The following is a 19,623-nucleotide window of genomic DNA, read 5'->3' as shown; positions in this document are numbered from 1 at the left end:
CGGCCTCCCGACGCCTCCCGCCCGATTCCGTCGGATCCTAGTCGCCGACCTGTCCGCCCTCGTCGTGGACGGGACAGCAGGAGCGTACGGGACACGTCCGACACTTGTCGTTCGCGCGCGCCTGGAACACGTCGCCGGCCATCCCGCTCGCGACGACCTCGACCAGCTTCTTGGGCCACTCCGGGTCGTCGTCCTCGGCGGGCGGCGGCTGCTCCTGCTCGCGGGCCTTCGCGGTGAACGCGGCCTTGCCGACCTGGATCAGCTTCGCGCCGCCGGGCTCGATCAGCCCGTGCCGCTCGAACGCGCCGAGCATCACCGCGTACTGGTAGACGCCGAGCTGCGGGTGCCGGGCCAGGTCGTCCTTCGGGACGGCCGTGGAGGAGGTCTTGATGTCGATGATGACGGCGCGGCCCTGCTCGTCGCGTTCGGCGCGGTCGATGCGGCCCTTGATGACGACGCGGCCGAGGTCGACCTTGAACGACTCCTCCAGCGCGACGACCTCGTTGGGGTTGTCGCGGTGCCAGGCGAGGAACTTGTCGACCATCGCCGTGGCCTGCTCGCGCTGCTTCTCGGAGTACCAGGAGCTGCGGAAGTCCAGGTCGTTCCAGATCTGGTCGAGCCGCTCGGCGACGTGCACCTCGGTGACGCCGTCGTCGGCGCCCGCCATCTCGGCGACCGCGTGGATGACCTTGCCCATGGTGCTGAACTCGTTCGGGCCGCCCTCCTGCGCGCCGACCGCCGCGGCCAGCAGCCAGCGCAGCCCGCACGTGGTGAACGCCTCGACCTGCGACGGGGAGATGGTGATCTGCTCGTCGTCGGCGAACGCGGGGCCCTGGTCCGACAGCGCGGTGATCGCGTACCAGTTCTCGGGACGGGCGCCGCGCACGCCCGCGCGCGCGAGGCGGGCGAGGTGCCCGGCGGCGGCGCGGCGCAGCGGCTCGGGGCGGGTCGGGTCCGACACCGCCGACCGCAGGTCGGCGACCAGCGCGGACAGCGACAGCCAGCGGGTCTTCTCGTCGAGCTGGGACTGCTCGATCGCGCCGGGCAGCAGCTCGTTGAGGAACCGGGACGGCCGCTCCTCGGTGTCGTCCCCGCCGACCGCCGTCACCACGAGCCGCTTGCGCGCGCGCGTGACCGCGACGTAGAAGAGCCGGCGCTCCTCGTCCAGCATCTTCGCGGCCATGGACGCGCCGGCCGCCGCGCTCAGCACACCGCCCGAACCCACCTCCGCGTCGGGCTCCGCGCCCGCCGCGTGCTCGATCAGCTCCTCGACGCCGAGCAGCGACCCGCGCAGCCGCACGTCCGGCCACACGCCCTCCTGGACGCCCGCGACGATGACGACGTCCCACTCCAGGCCCTTCGACCGGTGCGCGGTGAGGATCCGGACCGCCTCGCCCTCCGGCGCCTGCTCGGCGAGCGTGTCCCCGGCGATCTCCTGCGCGGCGATGTCGTCGACGAACAGCTCCGGGCCCGCCTGCGGCAGCCGGTCGACGAACCGGGCCGCGTGGTCGAACAGCGCGACGACGGCGTCCAGGTCCCGGTCGGCGGACGCGCCGCGCGTCCCGCCCTTGACGCTCTGCTCCAGCAGGACGTCCGCCTGCCCGCTCTCCTCCCACACCGCCCACAGCACGTCCTCCGCGGATCCGCCGTCGTGGACGCTGCGCCGCGCCACGTCGATCAGGTTCGCGATCCGCTCGGCCGGGGCGCGCACCTTCTCGTGGACGAGCACCAGCTCGCGCGGGTCGTTCACGGCCGCGATGAGCAGCTCGCCCAGCGGGCGCTGCCCGCCCGACAGCTCCTCCAGGTCGCGCAGGGCGCGCTTGAGGCGCCGCATCGCGAGGGCGTCGGCGCCGCCGAGGGGGCCGGTGAGCAGGTCCTCCGCGACGACCTCGTCCAGGTAGCCCTTCTTCAGCGCGGCCCGAAGCAGCACCAGGAACGGCCGGACGGCCGGCTCCTGCATCAGCGGCACCTCGTCGCCGGCGACGACGACCGGGACGCCCGCCTGCGCCAGCGCCCGCCGCAGCACCGGGACCTGCCGGACCGCGCTGCGCACCAGCACCGCCATCCGGGACCACGGCACCCCGTCGAGCAGGTGCGCGCGCCGCAGCTCGTCCGCGACCAGCGCCGACTCCTGGCTCTCCGAGTCGGCGATCACAGCGCGCACTTCATCGGGGGGTCCAGGGGGGTCGCCCCTCCTGGACGACGCAGCGCGCACTTCATCGGACGACGCAGCGCGCACTTCGCCGGACGACCCGGAGGGGCCCTTCACCCCGGAAGGCGCCGACCCGGCCTCGCCCTCGTCGGCCTCGTCCGGCGTGAGGAGGGCCCGGTGCTCGGCGGCGCCCGCCGAACCGGCGGGCAGGCGGCGCGCGATCCGCCGGGACGCCTCCAGGATCTCCGGTCCCATGCGGCGGCAGGTGCGCAGCGCCACCACCGGCGCGGGCCGGCCGTCCAGCGTGAGGAAGCGGTTCGGGAACTCCTGGATCCCGCGCACGTCCGCGCCCCGGAACCCGTAGATCGACTGGTCGGGGTCGCCGACCACGACGAGGTCGCGGCCCTCCCCTGCCAGCAGGTGCAGAAGCGCCTCCTGCGCGGGGTCGGTGTCCTGGTACTCGTCCACGAACACCACGTCGTAGGCGTCGCGCTCGCGGATCCGGACCTCCTCGTCGGCGAGCATCCCGGCGGCCATGTAGATCAGCTCGCCGTAGTCGTAGGTGGGGACGGGGTCCAGCGCGAACCGCTCGACGTACCGCTCCATGAACGCGCCGATCGCGGGCCAGTCGTCGCGTCCCCGCATCCGTCCGAGCGCGACCAGCTCCTCGGGGGTGAACCGCCGCTCGACGGCCCGCAGCGTGAAGTCGCGGAGCTCCTCGGCGAACCCGCGCGTCGCGAGCGCCGCCCGCAGCCGCTCCGGCCAGTCCCGCGCGCCGTCCGCCAGCTCGCCCTCGAGCAGCCGCCGCACCTCCAGCAGCTGCTCCGGGCCGGACAGCAGCCGCGGCGCGGGCTCCTCGTTCAGCACCGCGTCCCGGCGGAGCAGCGCGTAGGCGTAGCTGTGGAACGTCAGCGCCAGCGGCGTCCGGGTCGTGCGGTGCAGCCGCCCGGTGATCCGCTGCCGCAGCTCCCCGGCCGCCTTGCGGCTGAACGTGAGCACCAGCACGCGTTCGGGGTCGACGCCCCGGTTCTCGATCCGGTCGACGACCGCCTCGACGATCGTCGTGGTCTTCCCGGTGCCCGGCCCGGCCAGCACCAGCATCGGCCCGCCCGCGTGCTCCACGACCCGCCGCTGCCGCTCGTCGAGCACGGGCGGGACGGCGCGCGCGGGGCCCGCGCGGCGGACGAGACGGTAGGAAGCAGGCGGCACAACAGTTCATTGGAGCAGATCACCGGGGCTCCTCGGACCACAACGGGCGCATGTCGCGAAGGTGACGCGCGGAGACCGCGTGGAACACGGGACTCGGCAGCCTGCACAAACGCGGGCCCGCCGCGATGTGCGCTCTTCCGTTGCGGTCCGCGCAACCGATCATGGAGAGTCGCGGCACCCCCGTGCACGGAACGCGGACGGCCGCGTCCCGGGGAGGTGGGAGGTTTCGCCCCTTGTCGCCTGCGCATTGGATCTATCTCCTGGGCCTCGCCGCCCTCATCGCCACCGTGGTGGCGCGCAAGAACGTCGTGGGTCTCGCCGTCTGCGGGACGTTCGTCACGGCACTCGTCTACAGCGGCAGCGTCACGACCGGGATCGCGGCGGTGTTCAACGCCGGGATCGTCGCGGCCCGCGAACTGCTGCCGATCTTCCTCATCATCGCGATCGTGACCGCGATGCTCGGCGCCATGCGGGGGCTCGGCGCCGACCTGATGATGGTGCGGCCGCTGCAGCGGTTCATCCGCAACGGGCACCTGGCCTACCTGGTGCTCGCCGTCGTCACCTACCTGCTGTCGATGTCGTTCTGGCCGACGCCGGTGCTGCCGCTGATCGCGGCGATCCTGCTGCCGGCGGCGGTCCGGGTCGGGCTGCCGCCGCTCGCCGCCGCCATCGCGATCGCGATCACGGGGCAGGGCATGGCGCTCAGCTCCGACTACATCATGGGCGTCGCGTCGGGACTGTCCGCGCAGGGCGCGCACGTGCCCGCGGGGGCGATCGCCGACCGCGCGCTCATCATCTCGCTCATCGCGGGCGTCGTCGCGCTCGGCGTGTCCTACCTGCGCGACGTCCGCACCAAGCTGCTCGACCCGGTGGTGGCGGCGGCCGCCGCCCTGGACCTCGCCGCCGCCGGGGACGGCGACGTCCGCGCCGGGACGCGCGGCGAGGCCCGCGCCGCGGCGTCCGGCGGCGGGGAAGAAGGCGGGGACGGCGGGGGCTCCGGTGCGACCGCGACCCTGACCGCGACGGGCCCCGCCGGTCCGGACGGGGAGCCCGCGAGGCCCGGCGCGCGGGCCCGGATCGTGGCCGTCGCGGTGCCGCTGGCGTTCGCCGTGCTGCTCGTCGTCATGCTGCTCGGCCGGTTCACCTCCCTCGTCCCCGACATCGACGACGGGCAGGGGGCGCCGCTCGTCGGCGGGACGGCGGCGCTGGCGCTGGTCGCCGTCGCGGTCGTCGCGGACCGCCGGAACTGGCTGCAGAGCTGCGCCGACCACTTCACCGACGGCATCGGGTTCGCGTTCCGGACGATGGGCGTCGTCATCCCGATCGCCGGGTTCGTCTACGTGGGCCTGTCGGACTACTCGGCCGAGATCCTCGGGATGCCGGACGGCGCGAAGGGCCCCGCGCTGCTGCTGGACGCGATCGGGCACGTCCAGGACCACATCCCGCACGTGCCGGTGTTCGCCTCGTTCGCGATGCTGCTGATCGGCATGGTGATCGGGCTGGACGGCAACGGCTGGCCCGGGCTGCCGTTCACCGGGTCGCTCGCCGGGGAGCTCGGGCACGCGGCGGGCGCCGATCCCGCCACGCTCGCCGCGATCGCGCAGAACGGCGCGAGCTGGACCGGCGGCGGGACGCTCGTCATCTGGTCGTCGCTGATCGTCGTCGCGGGCGTCAGCGGCGTGTCGGTCATCGACCTGGCCAGACGCCTGTTCGTGCCGGTGGTGTCGGGCCTCGTCGTCGCCACGGCGGTCGCGGCGGTGGCGCTGTGAGCCCGGCGCCGGACGCGGTGGAGACCGCGGAACTGGTCAGGACGGGCGCGCTGGCGGCCCGCGAGGCGGTGGCGGCTGCGCTGGACCGGATCGCCCGGCTGGACGGGGACCTCGGCGCATTCGTCCACGTGGACGCGGACGGCGCGGCCGCCCGCGCCGCCGCGGTGGACGCGATGGTGGCGCGTGGCGAGGACCCCGGGCCGCTCGCGGGCGTCCCGCTCGCGGTGAAGGAGCTGCACGCCGTCGCCGGATGGCCGTACGCGATGGGCAGCGTCCTGCACGCGGACCGCGTCGCCGACCGCACCTCGACGATCGTCGCGCGGGCGGTCGCGGCGGGGGCCGTCCCGGTGGGGCTCACCGCGTCGCCGGAGTTCGGGCGGGCGTCGTTCACCGCGTCCGCCCTGCACGGCGTCACCCGCAACCCGCACGCGCCTGAGCTCACGCCGGGCGGGTCCAGCGGCGGGTCGGCCGCGGCGGTCGCGTCCGGCATGGTGCCGCTCGGGACCGGGACGGACGGGGCGGGCTCGCTGCGCATCCCGGCCTCCTACTGCGGGCTCGTCGGGTTCAAGGGGACGTACGGGCGCGTCCCGCGCGGGCCCCGGCACCGCGGCACCGCCGAGAACGACCACTACGGCGTCCTCACCCGCACCGTCCGCGACACCGCCCGCTTCCTCGACTGCGTCTGCGGGGCGGACGAGTACGACCGCGCGTCGCTGCCCGCCCCGCCCGCCCCGTTCGAGACGGCGCTGGACCGCGAGGACCTGCGGGGGCTGCGGGTCGCGTGGTCGCCCGACCTCGGCTGCGCGCCGTGCGACCCGGCGGTGGTGGCGGTCGTCGAGGACGCGGCGAAGGCGTTCATCGCGGGCACCGGCGCGCGTGAGGTGCCCGCCGGGGTCCGGCTGGAGTCCTGCGGGGCCGCGTTCCGGACGCTGTCGGTCCCGGACGTCCACGCCGAGCTGCGGGACGCGCCGGAGGACCGGCTCGGGTCGGTCCACCCGACCGTCCGCCGCTACGGCGACGCGGCCCGCACCCTGGACGCGGACGCCCTGGTCGACGCGCACGAGGCCCGCGCGCGGCTGGTCGAGACGCTCGCCGGGGCGTTCGGCCGGTTCGACCTGCTGCTGACCCCGGCGACGCAGGCCCCGGCGTTCCCCGCGGAGGGGCCGATGCCCACCGAGATCGCCGGGCGTCCCGTGGACCACTGGGGCGCGCTGGCCGTCACGTTCCCGTTCAACCTGTCGGGGCATCCGGCGGTGTCGGTGCCCGCCGGGTGGGCGGGCGGCGCCCCGACCGGCCTGCAGATCGTCGGGCGGCGCCACGAGGACGCCCGCGTCCTCGCCGCGGCGGCGGCGTTCGAGCGCCTCCGCCCCTGGCCGGCGCCCTGACCGTGCCGGGCCGGACGGCGAGGTGCTCGCCGCCGGCCCGGATCGGCCTCGTCAGGGGTCCGACGGCCGCTACGCGGAGGCGATCTTCTCCTGGAAGGCGCGGAGGGCGGCGGCGCCGACGGCCTTGTCCTGGTCGCCGTTCCCGCCGCTGACGCCGACCGCGCCGACGACCTCGCCCTCGTGCACGATCGGGAAGCCGCCGACGAAGATCGCGAACTTGCCGGGCAGCATCTGGTTGATGCCGAACGCCTCGTTGCCGGGCAGCGCGGGCCCGTTCGGCGGCTCGTTGAACTTGTGGGTGTCGCGCTGGTGGCCGGCCGCGGTGAACGCCTTGGCGATCGCGATCTCCACGCCGGTGAGGCGGGCGCCGGTCATCCGGTGCAGCGCGATCGGGTGGGCGCCGTCGTCGGCGATGCAGATCGTCTGCCTCACCCCGATGCGCCGCGCCTCCTCCTCGGCGGCGGTCAGCATGACCAGGGCGTCTTCCAGGGTGAGCCGGTGAACGGTGTGCACGGGACCTCCGGTCGTGTCGAGCGGAAACGCCGTCCCGGCCTGCCCACACCGCCGTTTCCACTGCGGATGAAAATGGGTATTGCCGGAATCGGAATTGTCACGCAGGATGTGGCTGACGGATGGAGCGCCGGCTCCCGCCGTCCGCCACGAATTGCCTTCACTCCCGTCAGTCTCGGAGGGCCGCCGCCACCGAGGCTATGTACACTCTGCCGAACGATCCGGACGGGATGTGGGCACATGGCACAACCATCGGTATCCGCGACGACCCCCGCGCCGGCCCCGGCCGGCGACCAGGTGCCGGTGCGCACCCTGCTCGCCGAGCCGCTGCTGCGCGGCACCCTGATCGCCGGAGCGTCCGGGCTCGACCGCGGCGTCGGCTGGTGCCTGCCGCTGTCGGAGACCCGCACCGATCCGGACACCGGCCCCGACCTCGCCGGGGTCGCCGTCCACCTGCCGGTGACCGCGCTGGCCCCGCCGGACGAGGCGGCGGCGGTGGTCGCCGGCCTGGTCCGCCGGGAGGCCGCCGCGCTGCTGGCCTGGCGGCCGCGCGGCGCCGACACGGGCCTCGCCGACACGGGCCTCGCCGCCGCGGCCCGCGCCGCCGACGCGGCGGGCGTCCCGCTGCTGGCGCTGCCCGCCGAGGCCGACTACCGGGCGGTGAGCCGGCTCGTCGGGCAGAAGGCGCTCGCGCAGGCGGCGCACATCCTGGAGTACGGGACCCGGGTGCACCGCACGCTCGCCGAGGTCCTCGCGCACGGGCCGGGCATCCCGGCGATGGCGCACGCGATCGTCGGGCTGTCGCGCTGCTCGGTGCTGATCTGCGACGCGGAGGGCGAGCGGCTGGCGTGGGCGGAGACACCGGACGGCCCCGCCCCGGACCCGGACGCCGTGCAGGCCGCGCTCCCGGCACCGCCCCCGCGCGGGCCGGACGCCGTCCTGGACGGGCACGCGCACGCGGACGAGGCGGAGCTGGCCGTCGCGCCCGGCGTCACGCTGAACGCGCTGATCACGCCCGTGGTCGTCGGCGGCGAGCCGTTCGGGCGGCTGGTGATGGTCGAGCCGACGTGCCCGCCGGACCCGCACGACCTGGCGCAGCACCGCGTCGTCGCCGAGCACGGCGCCACGCTGATCGGGTCGGAGATGCTGCGGCAGCGGTCGGTGCGGGCCGCGGAGGAGCGGGCCCGCGGCGACTTCGTCGAGGCCCTCGTGCACGGCCGGTTCGCCGACCCGCACGAGCTGGGCGCGCGCGCCCGGCACCACGACTTCGACGTGGACGGCCACTACGCGGTGCACGTGGTGTCGGCGGCGGCGCTGCTGCCGGTCGGCCGGGACTACCTGCGCCGGACGGTCACCGCGACCCGCGCCGCGCAGACGCTGGAGCCCGCGGGCTGCACGCTGACGGCCGCGATCGGCTCCACGATCGTGGTGATCCGGCAGGTGACGTCCGGGCCGGACCCGCTGAAGCAGCGCGCGGAGGCGGCCCGGTTCGCCGAGCGGCTGCACCGGGCGCTGCGCGCGCAGCTCGGCGAGGACCTGCGGGTGACGCACGGGCGTCCGGGCGCCGGCGCGGCGGGCGTCGCGGCCGGCTACCACGAGGCGCGGCTCGCGATGGGCCTGGCCTGGCACACGTCGGCGGCGCCCGTGTGCGGCTACGACGACCTGCGGGTGTTCGCCGCGCTGAAGGACGTCGCGGGCAGCGCGGAGGCCAAGTCGTTCGCGCAGGAGACGCTCGCCCCGCTGCGCCGCGCGAACGGCGGCGACCTGGAGCAGATCGTGCTGGCGTACATCAGGACGTCGGGGAACCTGAACGCGGCGGCCCGCGAGCTGGGCATGCACCGCAACACGATGCTCTACAAGCTGGACCGGGCGTCGCGGGCGCTGCGGATGGACATCCGGTCGGCGGACGCGCAGTTCATGTTCTGGCTGGCGCTGCACATCGACACGCTGACGACGGTCACCGGCAGCCTCGCGGACGAGATGGCCCCGCCCGCCGCCGCGCCCCGCTGACGGGGCAGCGTCCGCCTGCGGCGAGTCGTCGTGACGGGACCCGCCACAACGACGGCTCGCCGCAGGTCAGCGGATGGGGTCGGGGCCCAGGTGGGAGGCCAGGAGGCCCAGTGCGGCCGTCGCGGCGCAGACGGTGAAGACGAGGCCGAACGCGGGGGCCTGGTCGAGGACGGCGCCGACCCACGCGGCGCCGACCGCCGATCCGCCGAAGCGCAGCAGGTTGAACAGGCCGAGGCCGGCGCCGGTCCGCCCGGCGTCCGAGCGGGTGGCGCCGGTCGCGGCGGGGGTCTGGACGAACGCGACGCCGGCCCCGGTGAGCGCGAGGGCGGCGAGCAGCAGCGGGATCGCCCACGACCAGGCGAGCACGGCGCCGACGAGCGCCTGCCCGGCGATGAGGACGGCGAGCCCGCCGCGCAGCACCGTCCGGGCGCCGAGCCGCTCCATCAGCAGGCCGGTCACGGGCCCGAGCAGCGACATCGCCAGCGGCAGGCTCAGCAGGTACGCGCCCGCGACGAGGGTCGCGGTGTGCCGCTGCGTGGTCAGGTAGACGGGGACGGCGAGCAGCGTCGCGCCGAGGCAGAACATCTGCGCGAGGACGCTGAGGCACGACCGCAGGTAGCGGGTCTCGATCAGCAGGCGCGGCGGCAGGAACGCGTCGGGCCGCCCGCGCGAGGACGCGACGTAGCCGCCGGCGGCGAGCAGCCCGGCGAGGGCGCCGCACCACACGACGGGAGAGGCGGCGCCGAGGCTCGCGGCGGCGGACGTGGCGCCGAGGCCGAACGCGGCGGCGAGGGTGAGCAGCGCGGCGCCGCGCCAGTCGAGCGGGACGGCCCGCGCCCGCCCCGGCGGGACGAACCGGACCGCGAGGCCCGCGGCGGCCAGGCACACCGGCACGACCGGCCAGAACACCGCGTGCCACCCGAACCAGGTGGCGAGGCCGCCGCCGAGCGCCGGCCCGGCGGCCTGCCCGACGCCGTTCGCGGCGGCCCACAGGCCGAGGGCCCGGCCGCGCCGGTCCCCGTCGAACCGGGCGGCGATCAGCGCCATGACCGCGGGCAGCATCGCGGCGGTCGCGACGCCCTGCACGGCGCGCATCGCGACCAGCAGCGGCAGCGTCGCGGCGAATCCGGCGCCCGCGGACGCGAGCGCCAGCACGACCATGGCCGCGACGAACACCCGGCGCGGGCCGATCCGGTCGCCGAGCCACCCCGACACGGGCAGCAGCACCGCGAACGTCAGCGTGAACGCGACGACGACCAGGGTCCCGGCGGAGATCGGGGCGCGCAGGTCCCGCAGGATCAGCGTCAGCGGGACGTTGACGATGGTGTTCGCGACGGTCCCGGTGAACGTGCCGAGCAGCAGCGGGACGAGCGCCGCCCACGATCCGCGTTCCGCCTCGCGGCCGTCCCGGGCGCCGGGCCCCCGGTCGACCGCGGTCATCCGCGGGCGAGCTTGCGGCGGCGCGGGCCGCCGTTCGCGGCGTCCTCGGGCGGGACGTGCACGAGGATCTGCCCGTCCTCCTCCTTCACCGGGTACACGCTGATCGCCTTGGTCGCCGGGGGCGTGATCGGCTCGCCGGTGGCGAAGTCGAACACGCTGCCGTGGCAGGAGCAGAGCAGGCCGTCCTCGGTGGCGCGGCCGGACGACAGCAGGCAGTCGAGGTGGGTGCAGTAGTTGGACATGGCGTGCACCTCGCCGTCCCAGCGGGCGACGGCCACCTCGGCCTCGCCCACGAAGAAGCGGCGGACGACGCCCTCGGGCACCTGGCCCGAGCGGGCCACGGGCTGGTATTCCATCGGTCGCTCCTGTGATCTCGGTGACGGCTAGAGCGCGTCGAACAGTTCGGTGAGGTCGGCGTCCTCGTCGCGCAGGACGTCCGGGTCGGGGGCGGCGCCCGCGCCGATGAGCTGCCGCGCCACGGCGAGGTCGCCGCCGCGGTCGACGCTGAACGCGCCGCGCAGCACGCCGTCCGCGAGGTAGAAGGCGACGAAGTCGAAGTCCTCGACGCGGCCGCGGACGACGACCCGGTCGGCGCCGTCGCAGTGGCCGGCGTGCTGGAGGTTGCGGTCGAACTGGTCGGACCAGAACCACGGCGGCGCGGTGTGCGCGGACGTCCCGCCGAGGATGTTCTTGGCGGCGGCCATCCCCTGCGCGTTGGCGTTGTCGAAGTGCTCGGCGCGGACGCGGCGGCCCAGCCCGGGCCGCCACTGCAGCGCGACGTCGCCGGCGGCGAAGACGCCCTCGACGGACGTCCGGCAGTACTCGTCGACCGGGATGCCGCCCGCGGTCTCGATGCCCGCGCCGGTGACGGCCTCGACGTTCGGCACCATGCCGGCGCCGACGACGACCACGTCCGCCTCCAGCGACGCGCCGCCGCTGGTCGTGACGACCGCGCCGGACGCGGTCTCGGTGTAGCCCTCGACCTTCTCGCCGGTGCGCAGGTCGACGCCGCTGGTGCGCAGCAGCGCGGCCATGACGTCGCCCATCAGGTCGCCGAGGACGTGCGCGAGCGGCCGTCCCGCCTGCTCGACCAGCGTGACCTGCGCGCCGAGGCCGATCGCGGTGGACGCGACCTCGCAGCCGACGAACCCGGCGCCGATCACCACGACCCGCGCGCCCGGCCGCAGCTCGGCGCGCAGCCGGTCCGCGTCCTCGATGGTGCGCAGGTAGCGGACCCGGTCGCCCTCGATCCCGGGCAGCCGGCGCGGCCGCCCGCCGGTCGCGATCAGCAGCGCGCCGGCCGTCAGGGACGAGCCGTCCGCCAGCTCCAGGCTCCGCTCGGCCGGCCGGATCGCGGTCGCCGCGGCGCCGAGCCGCAGCTCGACGCTATTGCGCTCGCACCACTCGGGGGTGAGCAGGTACAGCTCGTCGCGGCCGTCCTCGCCCGCCAGGTACTCCTTCGACAGCGGCGGGCGCTGGTACGGGACGTGCGGTTCGGCGCCGACCAGGGTCACGCGGCCCTCGAAGCCGCGGCGGCGCAGCGTGCGGGCGGCGACGGCGGCGGTCTGCCCCGCCCCGGCCACCACGACCGACTCGATCATTGTGCGCCCTCCTTCAGGGGCTCCTCCGCCGGGACGCGCGGGCGCGGGTCCACGTAGACGGCGTCGCCGGCGATCCGCACGGCGTGGCTCGGCTGGCACTCGTCCCGGTCCTCGACGCGTCCGGTCGCCGGGTCGATCAGCCACTGGTGGCCGGGGCAGATCACCCGCCCGTTCAGCACCGTCCCCTTCGACAGGGACCGCTGCTTGTGGACGCAGACGTCGTCCAGCGCGTAGACGTCGTCGCCGACCAGGAACAGCGCGACCCGCCGTCCGGCCACGGTCACGCCGAGCCGCTTGCGCTTGCGCAGCTGCGCCAGCGACGCGGCCTCCACCCACTCCTCCGGCCGCTCGTCCACCCGCTGCTCTTCCACGGGGTCCTCCTCGCGTGTGGTGCGGCGACGGGGCCGCCGGGCCCCGCCGCCGGGTCGGGATCGGATCAGGCGCCGACGAGGTCGGGCTTGACGTAGGTGTCGTAGAGGCCCTGCGTGTAGGAGAAGCGCATCTCCGCGCCCCACCGGCAGAGCTTCAGGCAGCGCTGCTGGAGGGCCGGCGTGTCCGCGTGGTCCAGGACGATCTGGTAGCCGCGCTCGCCGTGCACCACGTCGGAGGTGATGTGCAGGTCGAAGAACTCGATCTCGTCCTCGGTGAACCCGTACACCTCGCGCAGCGGCACGATCTGCTTCTTGTAGATGCCCGGCACCTGCGACTCGAGGCCGACCACGAGGGCGGCGGTGGCGACCACGAAGTGCTCGCGCATCGCGACCGCGTAGCACCACGCCTGGAGGCCGCGGGTGATGGCGTTCATGTTGTCGGGGTTCTCCACCCGCTCCCGGGTGGTGCCGCACGCCTCGGCGAACCGGATCAGCAGGTCGGTGTGCCGGATGTCGGCGAGCTCCTCCTCGTACATGTTCTGCAGGGTGAAGTCCTTGGCGCCGGTGAACTCGTCGGGCGTGTTGCCGTAGACGTAGCCGAGGTAGTCGGCGAACGGCCCGACGTAGTGGTAGTGGTTCTCCGCCCAGCGGGCGAAGTGCTCCCGCTTCAGCTCACCGTTGGCCCACGCCTGGCTGAACGAGGCGTTCTTCGCCTCGCGTCCCTTGATGGCGTTCTCCAGCTCGGCGCGGAACTCTTCCTTGGACAGCAGCTCTGCCATTTCCTTGCTCCCTTCCAGTGGTGCGGCGGTTACCTATTCAGGGGGTGATGTAGACGCTCTTCTCGCGCAGGTAGAAGAGCATCATCGAGGGGCCGGCCTGCTCCTTGAACGTCTGCGTGCTGGAGTCCTTCAGGCCGCCGAACGGCACGGTCATCGCCATCCCGGACGTCGGCTGGTTCACCTTCACCAGGCCGCTGTCGGAGCGCCGCGCGAACTCCAGCGCCCGGTCCAGGTCGCGGGTGACGATCCCGGCGGACAGCCCGTAGTCGGTGCCGTTCGCGAGCGCGACCGCCTCGTCCAGGCCGGACGCCCGCTGGAACCCGAGCACCGGCCCGAAGATCTCCTCGCGGGTGATCCGCATGTCCGGGGCGAGGCCGGCGAAGACGGCGGGGGCGACGAAGTACCCGTCGCCGGGCAGGCGCCGCCCGCCGGTGACGAGCTTGGCGCCCTCCTCCTCGCCGATCCGGACGTAGTCGAGGAACTTCTCCAGCTGGAAGTCGGCGGCGAGCGGGCCCATCTGGACGCCGTCGTCCATGCCGTTCCCGACGACGCGGGCCTCGGCGGCGCGCGCGACGCGGTCGAGCAGCTCGTCGTGGACGGCGTCGTGCGCGATGACCCGGCTGGTGCCGGTGCACGCCTGGCCGGACAGCCCGAACGCGCCCTTGAGGATGATCTGCGCGGCGCGGTCCAGGTCGGCGTCGTCCAGGACGACGACGGGGTTCTTGCCACCCATCTCCAGCTGCGCGCGGCGGGCGGGCCCGACCGCCGCGTGGACGGCCCGTCCCGCGCGGGTGGAGCCGGTGAACGTGACCGCGCCGACCCGTGCGTCGGCGGCGACGGCCGCGCCGGCTTCGGCGCCGCCGTGCACCAGCGCGATCGCCTTCGCGGGCAGCCCGCCCGCGAGCAGCGCCTCGACCAGCCGCTGCGCCAGCAGCGGCGTCACCGGCGACGGCTTGAACACCACCGCGTTCCCCGCCGCCAGCGCCGGTCCGAGCTTGCGGGACGGGATGTTCAGCGGGAAGTTCCACGGCGTGATCGCGCCGACCACCCCGACGGGCTCGCGCCGGGTGTAGACGAGGCCGCCGTCGGCGGACGGGTAGCTCTCCCCCGCGATCCGGTGGGCCTCGGCGGCGTAGAAGCGCAGGTTCCGGGGCGTCCGGGAGACCTCCATGGCGGCCTCGGCGCGGGTCTTGCCCTCCTCGCGGACCAGCTCGCCGACGAGGCCGTCCGCCCGGTCCTCCAGCCACCGCGCGGCCGCCTCCAGGACGTCGGCGCGCTTCTCGGCGGCCGTCGCGCCCCATTCCGCGGCGCCCTCGACGGCGCCCGCGACGGCCTTTTCCACGTCCGCCGCCGACGATTCGGGGAACTCTCCGACGACGTCGCCGAGATCGGCGGGATTGTGGCGGCGGAACGTCACTCCCGACGCCGCGGGGACCCATTCCCCGCCGATGAGATTCAGGCCTTCGTGCACGGTCACTCGTCCTCCACGTTCGGTGCGGCGATCGCGGTCAGCTCGACTTCCACCGGGGCGCCGCCGGGCAGCGCCCGGACCCCGATCGCGCTGCGGGCGGGGCGGCCGAGCCCGAGGCCGTCCAGGACCTCGGAGGCCCCGTCGGCGACGGCGGACAGGTCGGTGAACCCGTCGGCGCAGGCCACGTACACGGTCATCCGCAGCCAGCGCCGGACCCGGCCGGCGTGCCCGGCGGTCAGGGCGGCGACGGCGTTGCGGGCGGCGAGCGCGGCGGCGCCGCGGGCCTGCGCGACGTCGAGGTCCCGTCCGGCGAGGCCGGTCACGACCAGCCGCCCGTCCTCGCGCGGGGTCATCCCGGCACTGGTGAGCAGGACGTCGCCCGCGCGCAGCGGTTCGGCGACGGCGGTGACGTAGGCGCCCTGCGGACGCGGCGCCGGGCGCGCCTCGGACGGCCGGGCTTCGGGCACCGGGGCTTCAGACACCGAGGGCCACCCCGTCCTGGCGCGGGTCGGAGGCGCCGAGGAGGGCGCCCCCGGCGACCGAGACGATCTGGGCGCTGCCGCCGGCGTCCCACGCGTCCTGGACGGCGACGTCGTGCCCGGACGCGCGGAGCGCCTCGATGCGCGCGCCGCCGAGCCGCGACTCGACGCGCAGTTCCGGCGGCCGCCCGATGACGTCGGCGTCGCTGCCGGGGTGGACGGTGAAGCGGGGCGCGGCGACGGCCGTAGCGGGGTCGTGGCCGTGGTCGAGCAGGTGCGAGAGCAGCTGCATGTTCCACTGCACCTGGCCGTCGCCGCCGGGTGTGTTGCCGACGTGCAGCAGGCGGCCCGCGGAGTCGGTGACGAGCCAGGCGTTCAGGGTGTGCAGCGGGCGCCGCCGCGGCCGGACCTCGTTCGGGTGGCCGTCGATGAGGTAGGCGCCGCGCCCGAGCCGGTTGTTCAGGACGATCCCGGTGCCCGGGACGGTCATCCGGGCGCCGAAGGTGAACGCGAGCGAGTGGATGAGGCTGACGGCGCGGCCCTCGGCGTCCACCGCGACCATCGACGTGGTGTCGCCGCCCGCGGGGACGGGCGAGGCGACGGCGGCGGGGAGGTCGCCGCCGTCGAGGCGGGCGCGCGCGGCGGCGATCGCGTCGGCGGCGAGCAGCCCGCGCCAGTGGTCGCTGTCGGAGCCGCACCCGGCGAAGCGGTCGGCGAACGCGACCCGGGCGGCGGACGCCATCCGGTGGACGGCCTCGGCGGACAGCCACGGCAGCTCCGACAGCACGCCGTCGCAGAGGCCGGCCTGCTGCGCCACCATCCAGCCGGGCGTCGGCGGCGTCGTGAGGTGGACGGTCGCGCCCCGGTACGTGCAGGTCAGCGGCGTCTCGGCGACGGAGCGCCCGCTCGCCATCCACTCGTAGCCTGAGAACGGGGCGCCGCCCGCGACGAGCGCGTCCACGCACCGCTCGGCGAGCCCGCCCGCGTACAGGTCGCGGGGGTCGGCGGCGAGGCGGCGCAGGGTCCCGGCCAGCTCGCGCTGGTGGAGCGGCTCGCCGGCGGACGGGACGCGCCCGCCCGGCAGGAACGTCGCGGCGGTGCCGGCGTCGCGGGCGAGGGCGTCGCGGCGCTCGACGATGTCGGCGCGGGTCTTCAGCGTGCAGGGCAGGCCGTTCTCGGCGGCGTCGATCGCGGGCGCCCACAGCTCGGGCAGGCCGCGGGACGCGGAGTCGGCGTGCAGGGCGGCGAGCGCGGCGACCGCGCCCGGGGCGGCGACGGCGAGCGCGCCCTCCAGGGGGACGGCGGTGAGGCCGCGGTCGCGGTAGAAGGCCGGGTCGCCGCCGTCCGGGCCGAAGCCGCTGCCGTTGAACGCGGCGACCGACCCGTCGGGACGGCGCAGCAGCGCGAACGCGTCGCCGCCGACGCCGCACTGGCCGGGCAGCGCGAGCCAGGACAGCGCGGCCATGGCGAGCGCCGCGTCCACCGCGTTCCCGCCCTCGGCGAGGACCCGCGCGCCGGCCAGGCTGACCGCCGGGTGGCTGGAGGCGACCATGCCGCCGGACGCGGCGGCGGGGCCGCGGCCGGGGTGCCCGAAGTCCGCCGGCGTTGCGTGCTGTGCTGACATGCCGACCAGTCTCGGCGGGCCGCGAACCGCCCCGATACGGGCCGAATGCCGAAGATCCGCTCCCTTCCTTGGGCACCCTGCACAGTCAGGACGGACAGTCCCGAATGCTTGCGAACGAGTCCGACATCGTGCACAAAATGACTGCCTGTGCCGTGTGCACGTTCCTCATTGCTCACCGGGGAGGGATCGAGCAGATTCTCTGCAACCGTTGCGCCGATCGCCTCGCAGATGGCGCCGACAGGAGGTGGCGCGCCCGTGGGAGCCGCTCACTGGGTCTATCTTTCCGGAATCGTCCTCATCATCGCCGTCATGATCGCGCGGAAGAACGTCGTGATCCCGGCCATCGCGGCCACGTTCCTGACGGCCTGGACGTACACCGGCAGCTTCGTCAAAGGACTGGAGTCCATCTTCAATGCCAGCCTGACCTCTGCCTCCGAGCTGTTCAACATCTTCCTCATCATCGCGCTGGTCACCGCGCTGCTCGGCGCGCTGCGCGCGCTCGGCGCGGACCGCCGCATGGTCGAGCCGTTCCGGCTGGTCATGCGGTCGGGGCACTCGGCGTACTGGGTGCTGGCGTTCGTCACGTACGCGATCAGCCTGTTCTTCTGGCCGACGCCCGCGGTGCCGCTGATGGGCGCGATCCTGCTGCCCGCCGCGATCGCCGCCGGGCTGCCGCCGATCGCCGCCGCGCTCGCCATCGCCGTCGCCGGGCAGGGCATGGCCCTGTCCAGCGACTACGTCATCCAGGTCGCGCCCGGCCTGTCGGCCAAGGCCGCCAACGTCGGCACCGACGCCGTCGCGGGCAAGGCCATGGTGCTGTCGCTGATCACCGGCGGCGTCGCGCTGTTCCTCGGCTACCTGATGACCCGCTCGCAGTACCGCAGGCCGGACGCGCTGCTCCTCGAACGCTGGGAGGCCGGCGAGACGGAGGCCGCCGCACCGGCGACGCGCCGCTCGCTCATCCCCGGCCTGCCGCTGCGCCGGCGCATCCTGCAGCCCGCGCCCGCCGCGGCCACCACCGCCGAAGGGGACGGTGCCGTCACCGTCCTCGACCACGGCCCCGGCGCGGGCGCGGGCGCCGACGCCGGGGCGGGGGCCGGGTCCGTCACCGTCCCGGCGCAGCGCACCGGCGGCCCGTCCGGCACGGGATCCGGCGGCGCCGGGCGTCCGGGCGGCGCGGGACGTTCGGGAGGCGAGCCGAGCGACGCGATGGCCGCCGCCGCGCTCAGGTCGCTGAACGGCGGGGACCTGCCGGGCGACGACTGCCCGAAGCGGTCCAAGGCGTTCGCGGCGATCATCCCGCTCGCGCTCGTCGGGCTCGTCGGCTACATGCTGCTGGGCAAGTTCACCGACGCGGTCCCCGAGGTCGTCGGCGGCGACGCCGCCGCCCTGGTCGGCGGCGTCACCGTCGCGCTGCTGCTCGCCGCCGCCGTCGCCCGCGACGCCGGCCACGCGCTGCAGGCCTGCGCCGACCACATCGTGGACGGGCTCGTCTTCGCCGTCCGCGCGATGGGGGTCGTCATCCCCATCGCCGGGTTCTTCTTCATCGGCAACGCCGACTTCGCCGGGAAGATCATGAGCCTGGGCGACGGCGCGAAGGCGCCCGGCTTCCTGTTCGAGGCCGTCAGCCACCTGGAGGGCGCCATCCCCGACAGCCGCTACGTCGTGGGCTTCGGCGTCCTGATCATCGGCATGATCACCGGGCTGGACGGGTCGGGCTTCGCGGGGCTGCCGCTCACCGGCTCCCTCGCCGGCACGCTCGGCCCGACGTCCGGCGTCGACCCGGCGCTGCTCGCCGCGATCGGCCAGATGGGCTGCGTGTGGTCCGGCGGCGGGGTGCTGATCGCCTGGTCGTCGCTGCTGGCGGTCGCCGGGTTCGCCCGCGTGCCGGTCATGGACCTCGTCCGGCGGTCGTTCCTGCCGGTCGTGGTGGGGCTCGCGGTCGCCACCGTGGCCGGCCTGATCATCTACTGACGCGCCCGCCCGCGCGCCGTCCCTTCCCCTCGTGTAAGGAGCATGGTGACCACCTCGTCCGACCTGTCCACGGCCGCCGCGTCCCGCACCCCGGACGCGGCGGCCGCGGGCCGGCCCGCCCTCTCCCCCGTCCGGCTGCGCGGCGTGCTGCTGGTGCTGCTCACGTTCGGCGCCGGGGCGACCGACATCGTCGGCTTCCTCGGCATGGAGAAGGTCTTCACCGCCAACATGACCGGCAACATCGTGCTGTTCGGCCTCGCGGCGGGCGAGGCCCACGGCGTCGACCTGGCCCGCTGCGGGATCGCCACGCTGGCGTTCGCGCTCGGCCTGCTCGCCGGGTTCCGCGTCGCCGGGCGCACCGACCCCGAGCACGTGTGGCCGGCCCGCGTCACGGCGGTCCTGTGCGTCGTGCTCGTCCTGCAGACGGTGTTCCTCGCCGGATGGGCGCTCGCCGATGCGGAACCGCACGGCACCGCGCTGCTCGCGCTGATCGCGCTGTCGTCCACCGCGATGGGCGCGCAGACGGCGGCCGCGCGGAGCATGGCCGCCGACGGCATCACGACCACGTTCGTCACCGGCACGCTCACCTCGATCATGGGCGGGCTGACCGCCGGGCGGACCGCGGCGGCCGGGCTGCGGACGGCGGTGATCCTCGCGCTGGCCGCGGGCGCCGCCGTCGCCGGGGCGCTGATGGCCCACGCGCCCGTCGTCGCGGCGGCGCTCAGCCCCGCCGTCCTGCTGGTCGTGGTGCTGTTGGCCCGCCGCCTGCACCCCGACCGCGCCTCCTGACGGACCCGCACCGCGCCGGCCCGCGGGTCCTGACGGGCCCCGCGGGTCAGGCGCGACCGC

The 19,623-nt window shown here is 75.3% G+C and carries 15 protein-coding genes; 5 read left to right on the top strand and 10 right to left on the bottom strand.

Features of this window, described 5'->3' with window-relative positions:
- Positions 1-37 precede the first annotated feature (37 nt).
- Positions 38-3,361, bottom strand: a complete 3,324-nt coding sequence (locus J4557_RS14830; protein WP_307799798.1) for an ATP-dependent helicase — start codon at positions 3,359-3,361, stop codon at positions 38-40.
- 233 nt (positions 3,362-3,594) lie between these two features.
- Between J4557_RS14830 and J4557_RS14825 the strand changes: the two genes are divergently transcribed.
- Together J4557_RS14825 and J4557_RS14820 are read left to right on the top strand one after the other, a co-directional pair.
- Positions 3,595-5,130, top strand: a complete 1,536-nt coding sequence (locus J4557_RS14825; RefSeq protein ID WP_208267083.1) for a hypothetical protein — start codon at positions 3,595-3,597, stop codon at positions 5,128-5,130.
- Positions 5,127-6,515: an amidase gene (locus J4557_RS14820; RefSeq protein WP_208267082.1), complete on the top strand. Its 1,389-nt coding sequence runs from the start codon at positions 5,127-5,129 to the stop codon at positions 6,513-6,515. Before J4557_RS14825 ends, J4557_RS14820 begins: the two co-directional genes overlap by 4 nt.
- Before the next feature lie 69 nt (positions 6,516-6,584).
- On the opposite strand, the gene J4557_RS14815 is transcribed toward J4557_RS14820, so the two are convergent.
- Positions 6,585-7,028 carry a GlcG/HbpS family heme-binding protein gene (locus J4557_RS14815; protein WP_208267081.1) on the bottom strand — a complete coding sequence of 148 codons (444 nt, stop codon included), beginning with the start codon at positions 7,026-7,028 and terminating at the stop codon, positions 6,585-6,587.
- Positions 7,029-7,265: 237 nt separating this feature from the next.
- Between J4557_RS14815 and J4557_RS14810 the strand changes: the two genes are divergently transcribed.
- Complete coding sequence (locus J4557_RS14810; protein ID WP_208267080.1) at positions 7,266-9,035, top strand: PucR family transcriptional regulator; 1,770 nt, start codon at positions 7,266-7,268, stop codon at positions 9,033-9,035.
- Positions 9,036-9,101: 66 nt separating this feature from the next.
- Here the strand turns inward: J4557_RS14810 and J4557_RS14805 are convergent, their stop codons facing one another.
- From J4557_RS14805 to J4557_RS14770, 8 genes are all read right to left on the bottom strand, one after another.
- Positions 9,102-10,475: an MFS transporter gene (locus J4557_RS14805; RefSeq protein WP_208267079.1), complete on the bottom strand. Its 1,374-nt coding sequence runs from the start codon at positions 10,473-10,475 to the stop codon at positions 9,102-9,104.
- On the bottom strand, positions 10,472-10,831 hold the full coding sequence (locus J4557_RS14800) for a Rieske (2Fe-2S) protein (RefSeq protein WP_208267078.1): 360 nt from the start codon (positions 10,829-10,831) through the stop codon (positions 10,472-10,474). The genes J4557_RS14805 and J4557_RS14800 overlap by 4 nt, the downstream gene beginning before the upstream one ends.
- Before the next feature lie 27 nt (positions 10,832-10,858).
- Positions 10,859-12,076, bottom strand: coding sequence for an NAD(P)/FAD-dependent oxidoreductase (locus J4557_RS14795; RefSeq protein WP_208267077.1), 1,218 nt, complete (start codon positions 12,074-12,076; stop codon positions 10,859-10,861).
- Positions 12,073-12,447 carry a Rieske (2Fe-2S) protein gene (locus tag J4557_RS14790; protein WP_208267076.1) on the bottom strand — a complete coding sequence of 125 codons (375 nt, stop codon included), beginning with the start codon at positions 12,445-12,447 and terminating at the stop codon, positions 12,073-12,075. The genes J4557_RS14795 and J4557_RS14790 overlap by 4 nt, the downstream gene beginning before the upstream one ends.
- 65 nt (positions 12,448-12,512) lie before the next feature.
- Entirely contained in the window at positions 12,513-13,226 is a 714-nt protein-coding gene (locus tag J4557_RS14785; protein WP_208267075.1) for an iron-containing redox enzyme family protein, read from the bottom strand.
- A gap of 37 nt (positions 13,227-13,263) precedes the next feature.
- A complete protein-coding gene (locus tag J4557_RS14780) occupies positions 13,264-14,703 on the bottom strand; it encodes an aldehyde dehydrogenase family protein (protein ID WP_307799795.1) in 1,440 nt (479 codons plus the stop codon).
- Positions 14,700-15,179, bottom strand: a complete 480-nt coding sequence (locus tag J4557_RS14775; RefSeq protein WP_208267074.1) for a RidA family protein — start codon at positions 15,177-15,179, stop codon at positions 14,700-14,702. The genes J4557_RS14780 and J4557_RS14775 overlap by 4 nt, the downstream gene beginning before the upstream one ends.
- Positions 15,172-16,800 carry a gamma-glutamyltransferase gene (locus J4557_RS14770; RefSeq protein ID WP_208267073.1) on the bottom strand — a complete coding sequence of 543 codons (1,629 nt, stop codon included), beginning with the start codon at positions 16,798-16,800 and terminating at the stop codon, positions 15,172-15,174. Before J4557_RS14770 ends, J4557_RS14775 begins: the two co-directional genes overlap by 8 nt.
- A 309-nt stretch (positions 16,801-17,109) precedes the next feature.
- Between J4557_RS14770 and J4557_RS14765 the strand changes: the two genes are divergently transcribed.
- Both J4557_RS14765 and J4557_RS14760 read left to right on the top strand, forming a co-directional pair.
- On the top strand, positions 17,110-18,774 hold the full coding sequence (locus J4557_RS14765) for a hypothetical protein (RefSeq protein WP_243775732.1): 1,665 nt from the start codon (positions 17,110-17,112) through the stop codon (positions 18,772-18,774).
- Between the two features lie 42 nt (positions 18,775-18,816).
- Entirely contained in the window at positions 18,817-19,563 is a 747-nt protein-coding gene (locus J4557_RS14760; protein ID WP_208267071.1) for a DUF1275 family protein, read from the top strand.
- The last annotated feature ends 60 nt before the right edge of the window (positions 19,564-19,623 follow it).

This window comes from Actinomadura nitritigenes, from assembly GCF_017573545.1.
Taxonomy (GTDB): Bacteria; Actinomycetota; Actinomycetes; order Streptosporangiales; family Streptosporangiaceae; genus Spirillospora; species Spirillospora nitritigenes.
The sequence above is the reverse complement of the archived record's forward strand: the minus strand, read 5'-3'. Positions and strand labels throughout refer to the sequence as shown.

Excerpts from the sequence above, each read along its gene's own strand:
- J4557_RS14810 (WP_208267080.1), top strand. The coding sequence starts at position 7,266 with ATGGCACAACCATCGGTATCCGCGACGACCCCCGCGCCGGCCCCGGCC.
- J4557_RS14805 (WP_208267079.1), bottom strand. The coding sequence starts at position 10,475 with ATGACCGCGGTCGACCGGGGGCCCGGCGCCCGGGACGGCCGCGAGGCG.
- J4557_RS14800 (WP_208267078.1), bottom strand. The coding sequence starts at position 10,831 with ATGGAATACCAGCCCGTGGCCCGCTCGGGCCAGGTGCCCGAGGGCGTC.
- J4557_RS14795 (WP_208267077.1), bottom strand. The coding sequence starts at position 12,076 with ATGATCGAGTCGGTCGTGGTGGCCGGGGCGGGGCAGACCGCCGCCGTC.
- J4557_RS14785 (WP_208267075.1), bottom strand. The coding sequence starts at position 13,226 with ATGGCAGAGCTGCTGTCCAAGGAAGAGTTCCGCGCCGAGCTGGAGAAC.
- J4557_RS14770 (WP_208267073.1), bottom strand. The coding sequence starts at position 16,800 with ATGTCAGCACAGCACGCAACGCCGGCGGACTTCGGGCACCCCGGCCGC.
- J4557_RS14765 (WP_243775732.1), top strand. The coding sequence starts at position 17,110 with ATGATCGCGCGGAAGAACGTCGTGATCCCGGCCATCGCGGCCACGTTC.
- J4557_RS14760 (WP_208267071.1), top strand. The coding sequence starts at position 18,817 with ATGGTGACCACCTCGTCCGACCTGTCCACGGCCGCCGCGTCCCGCACC.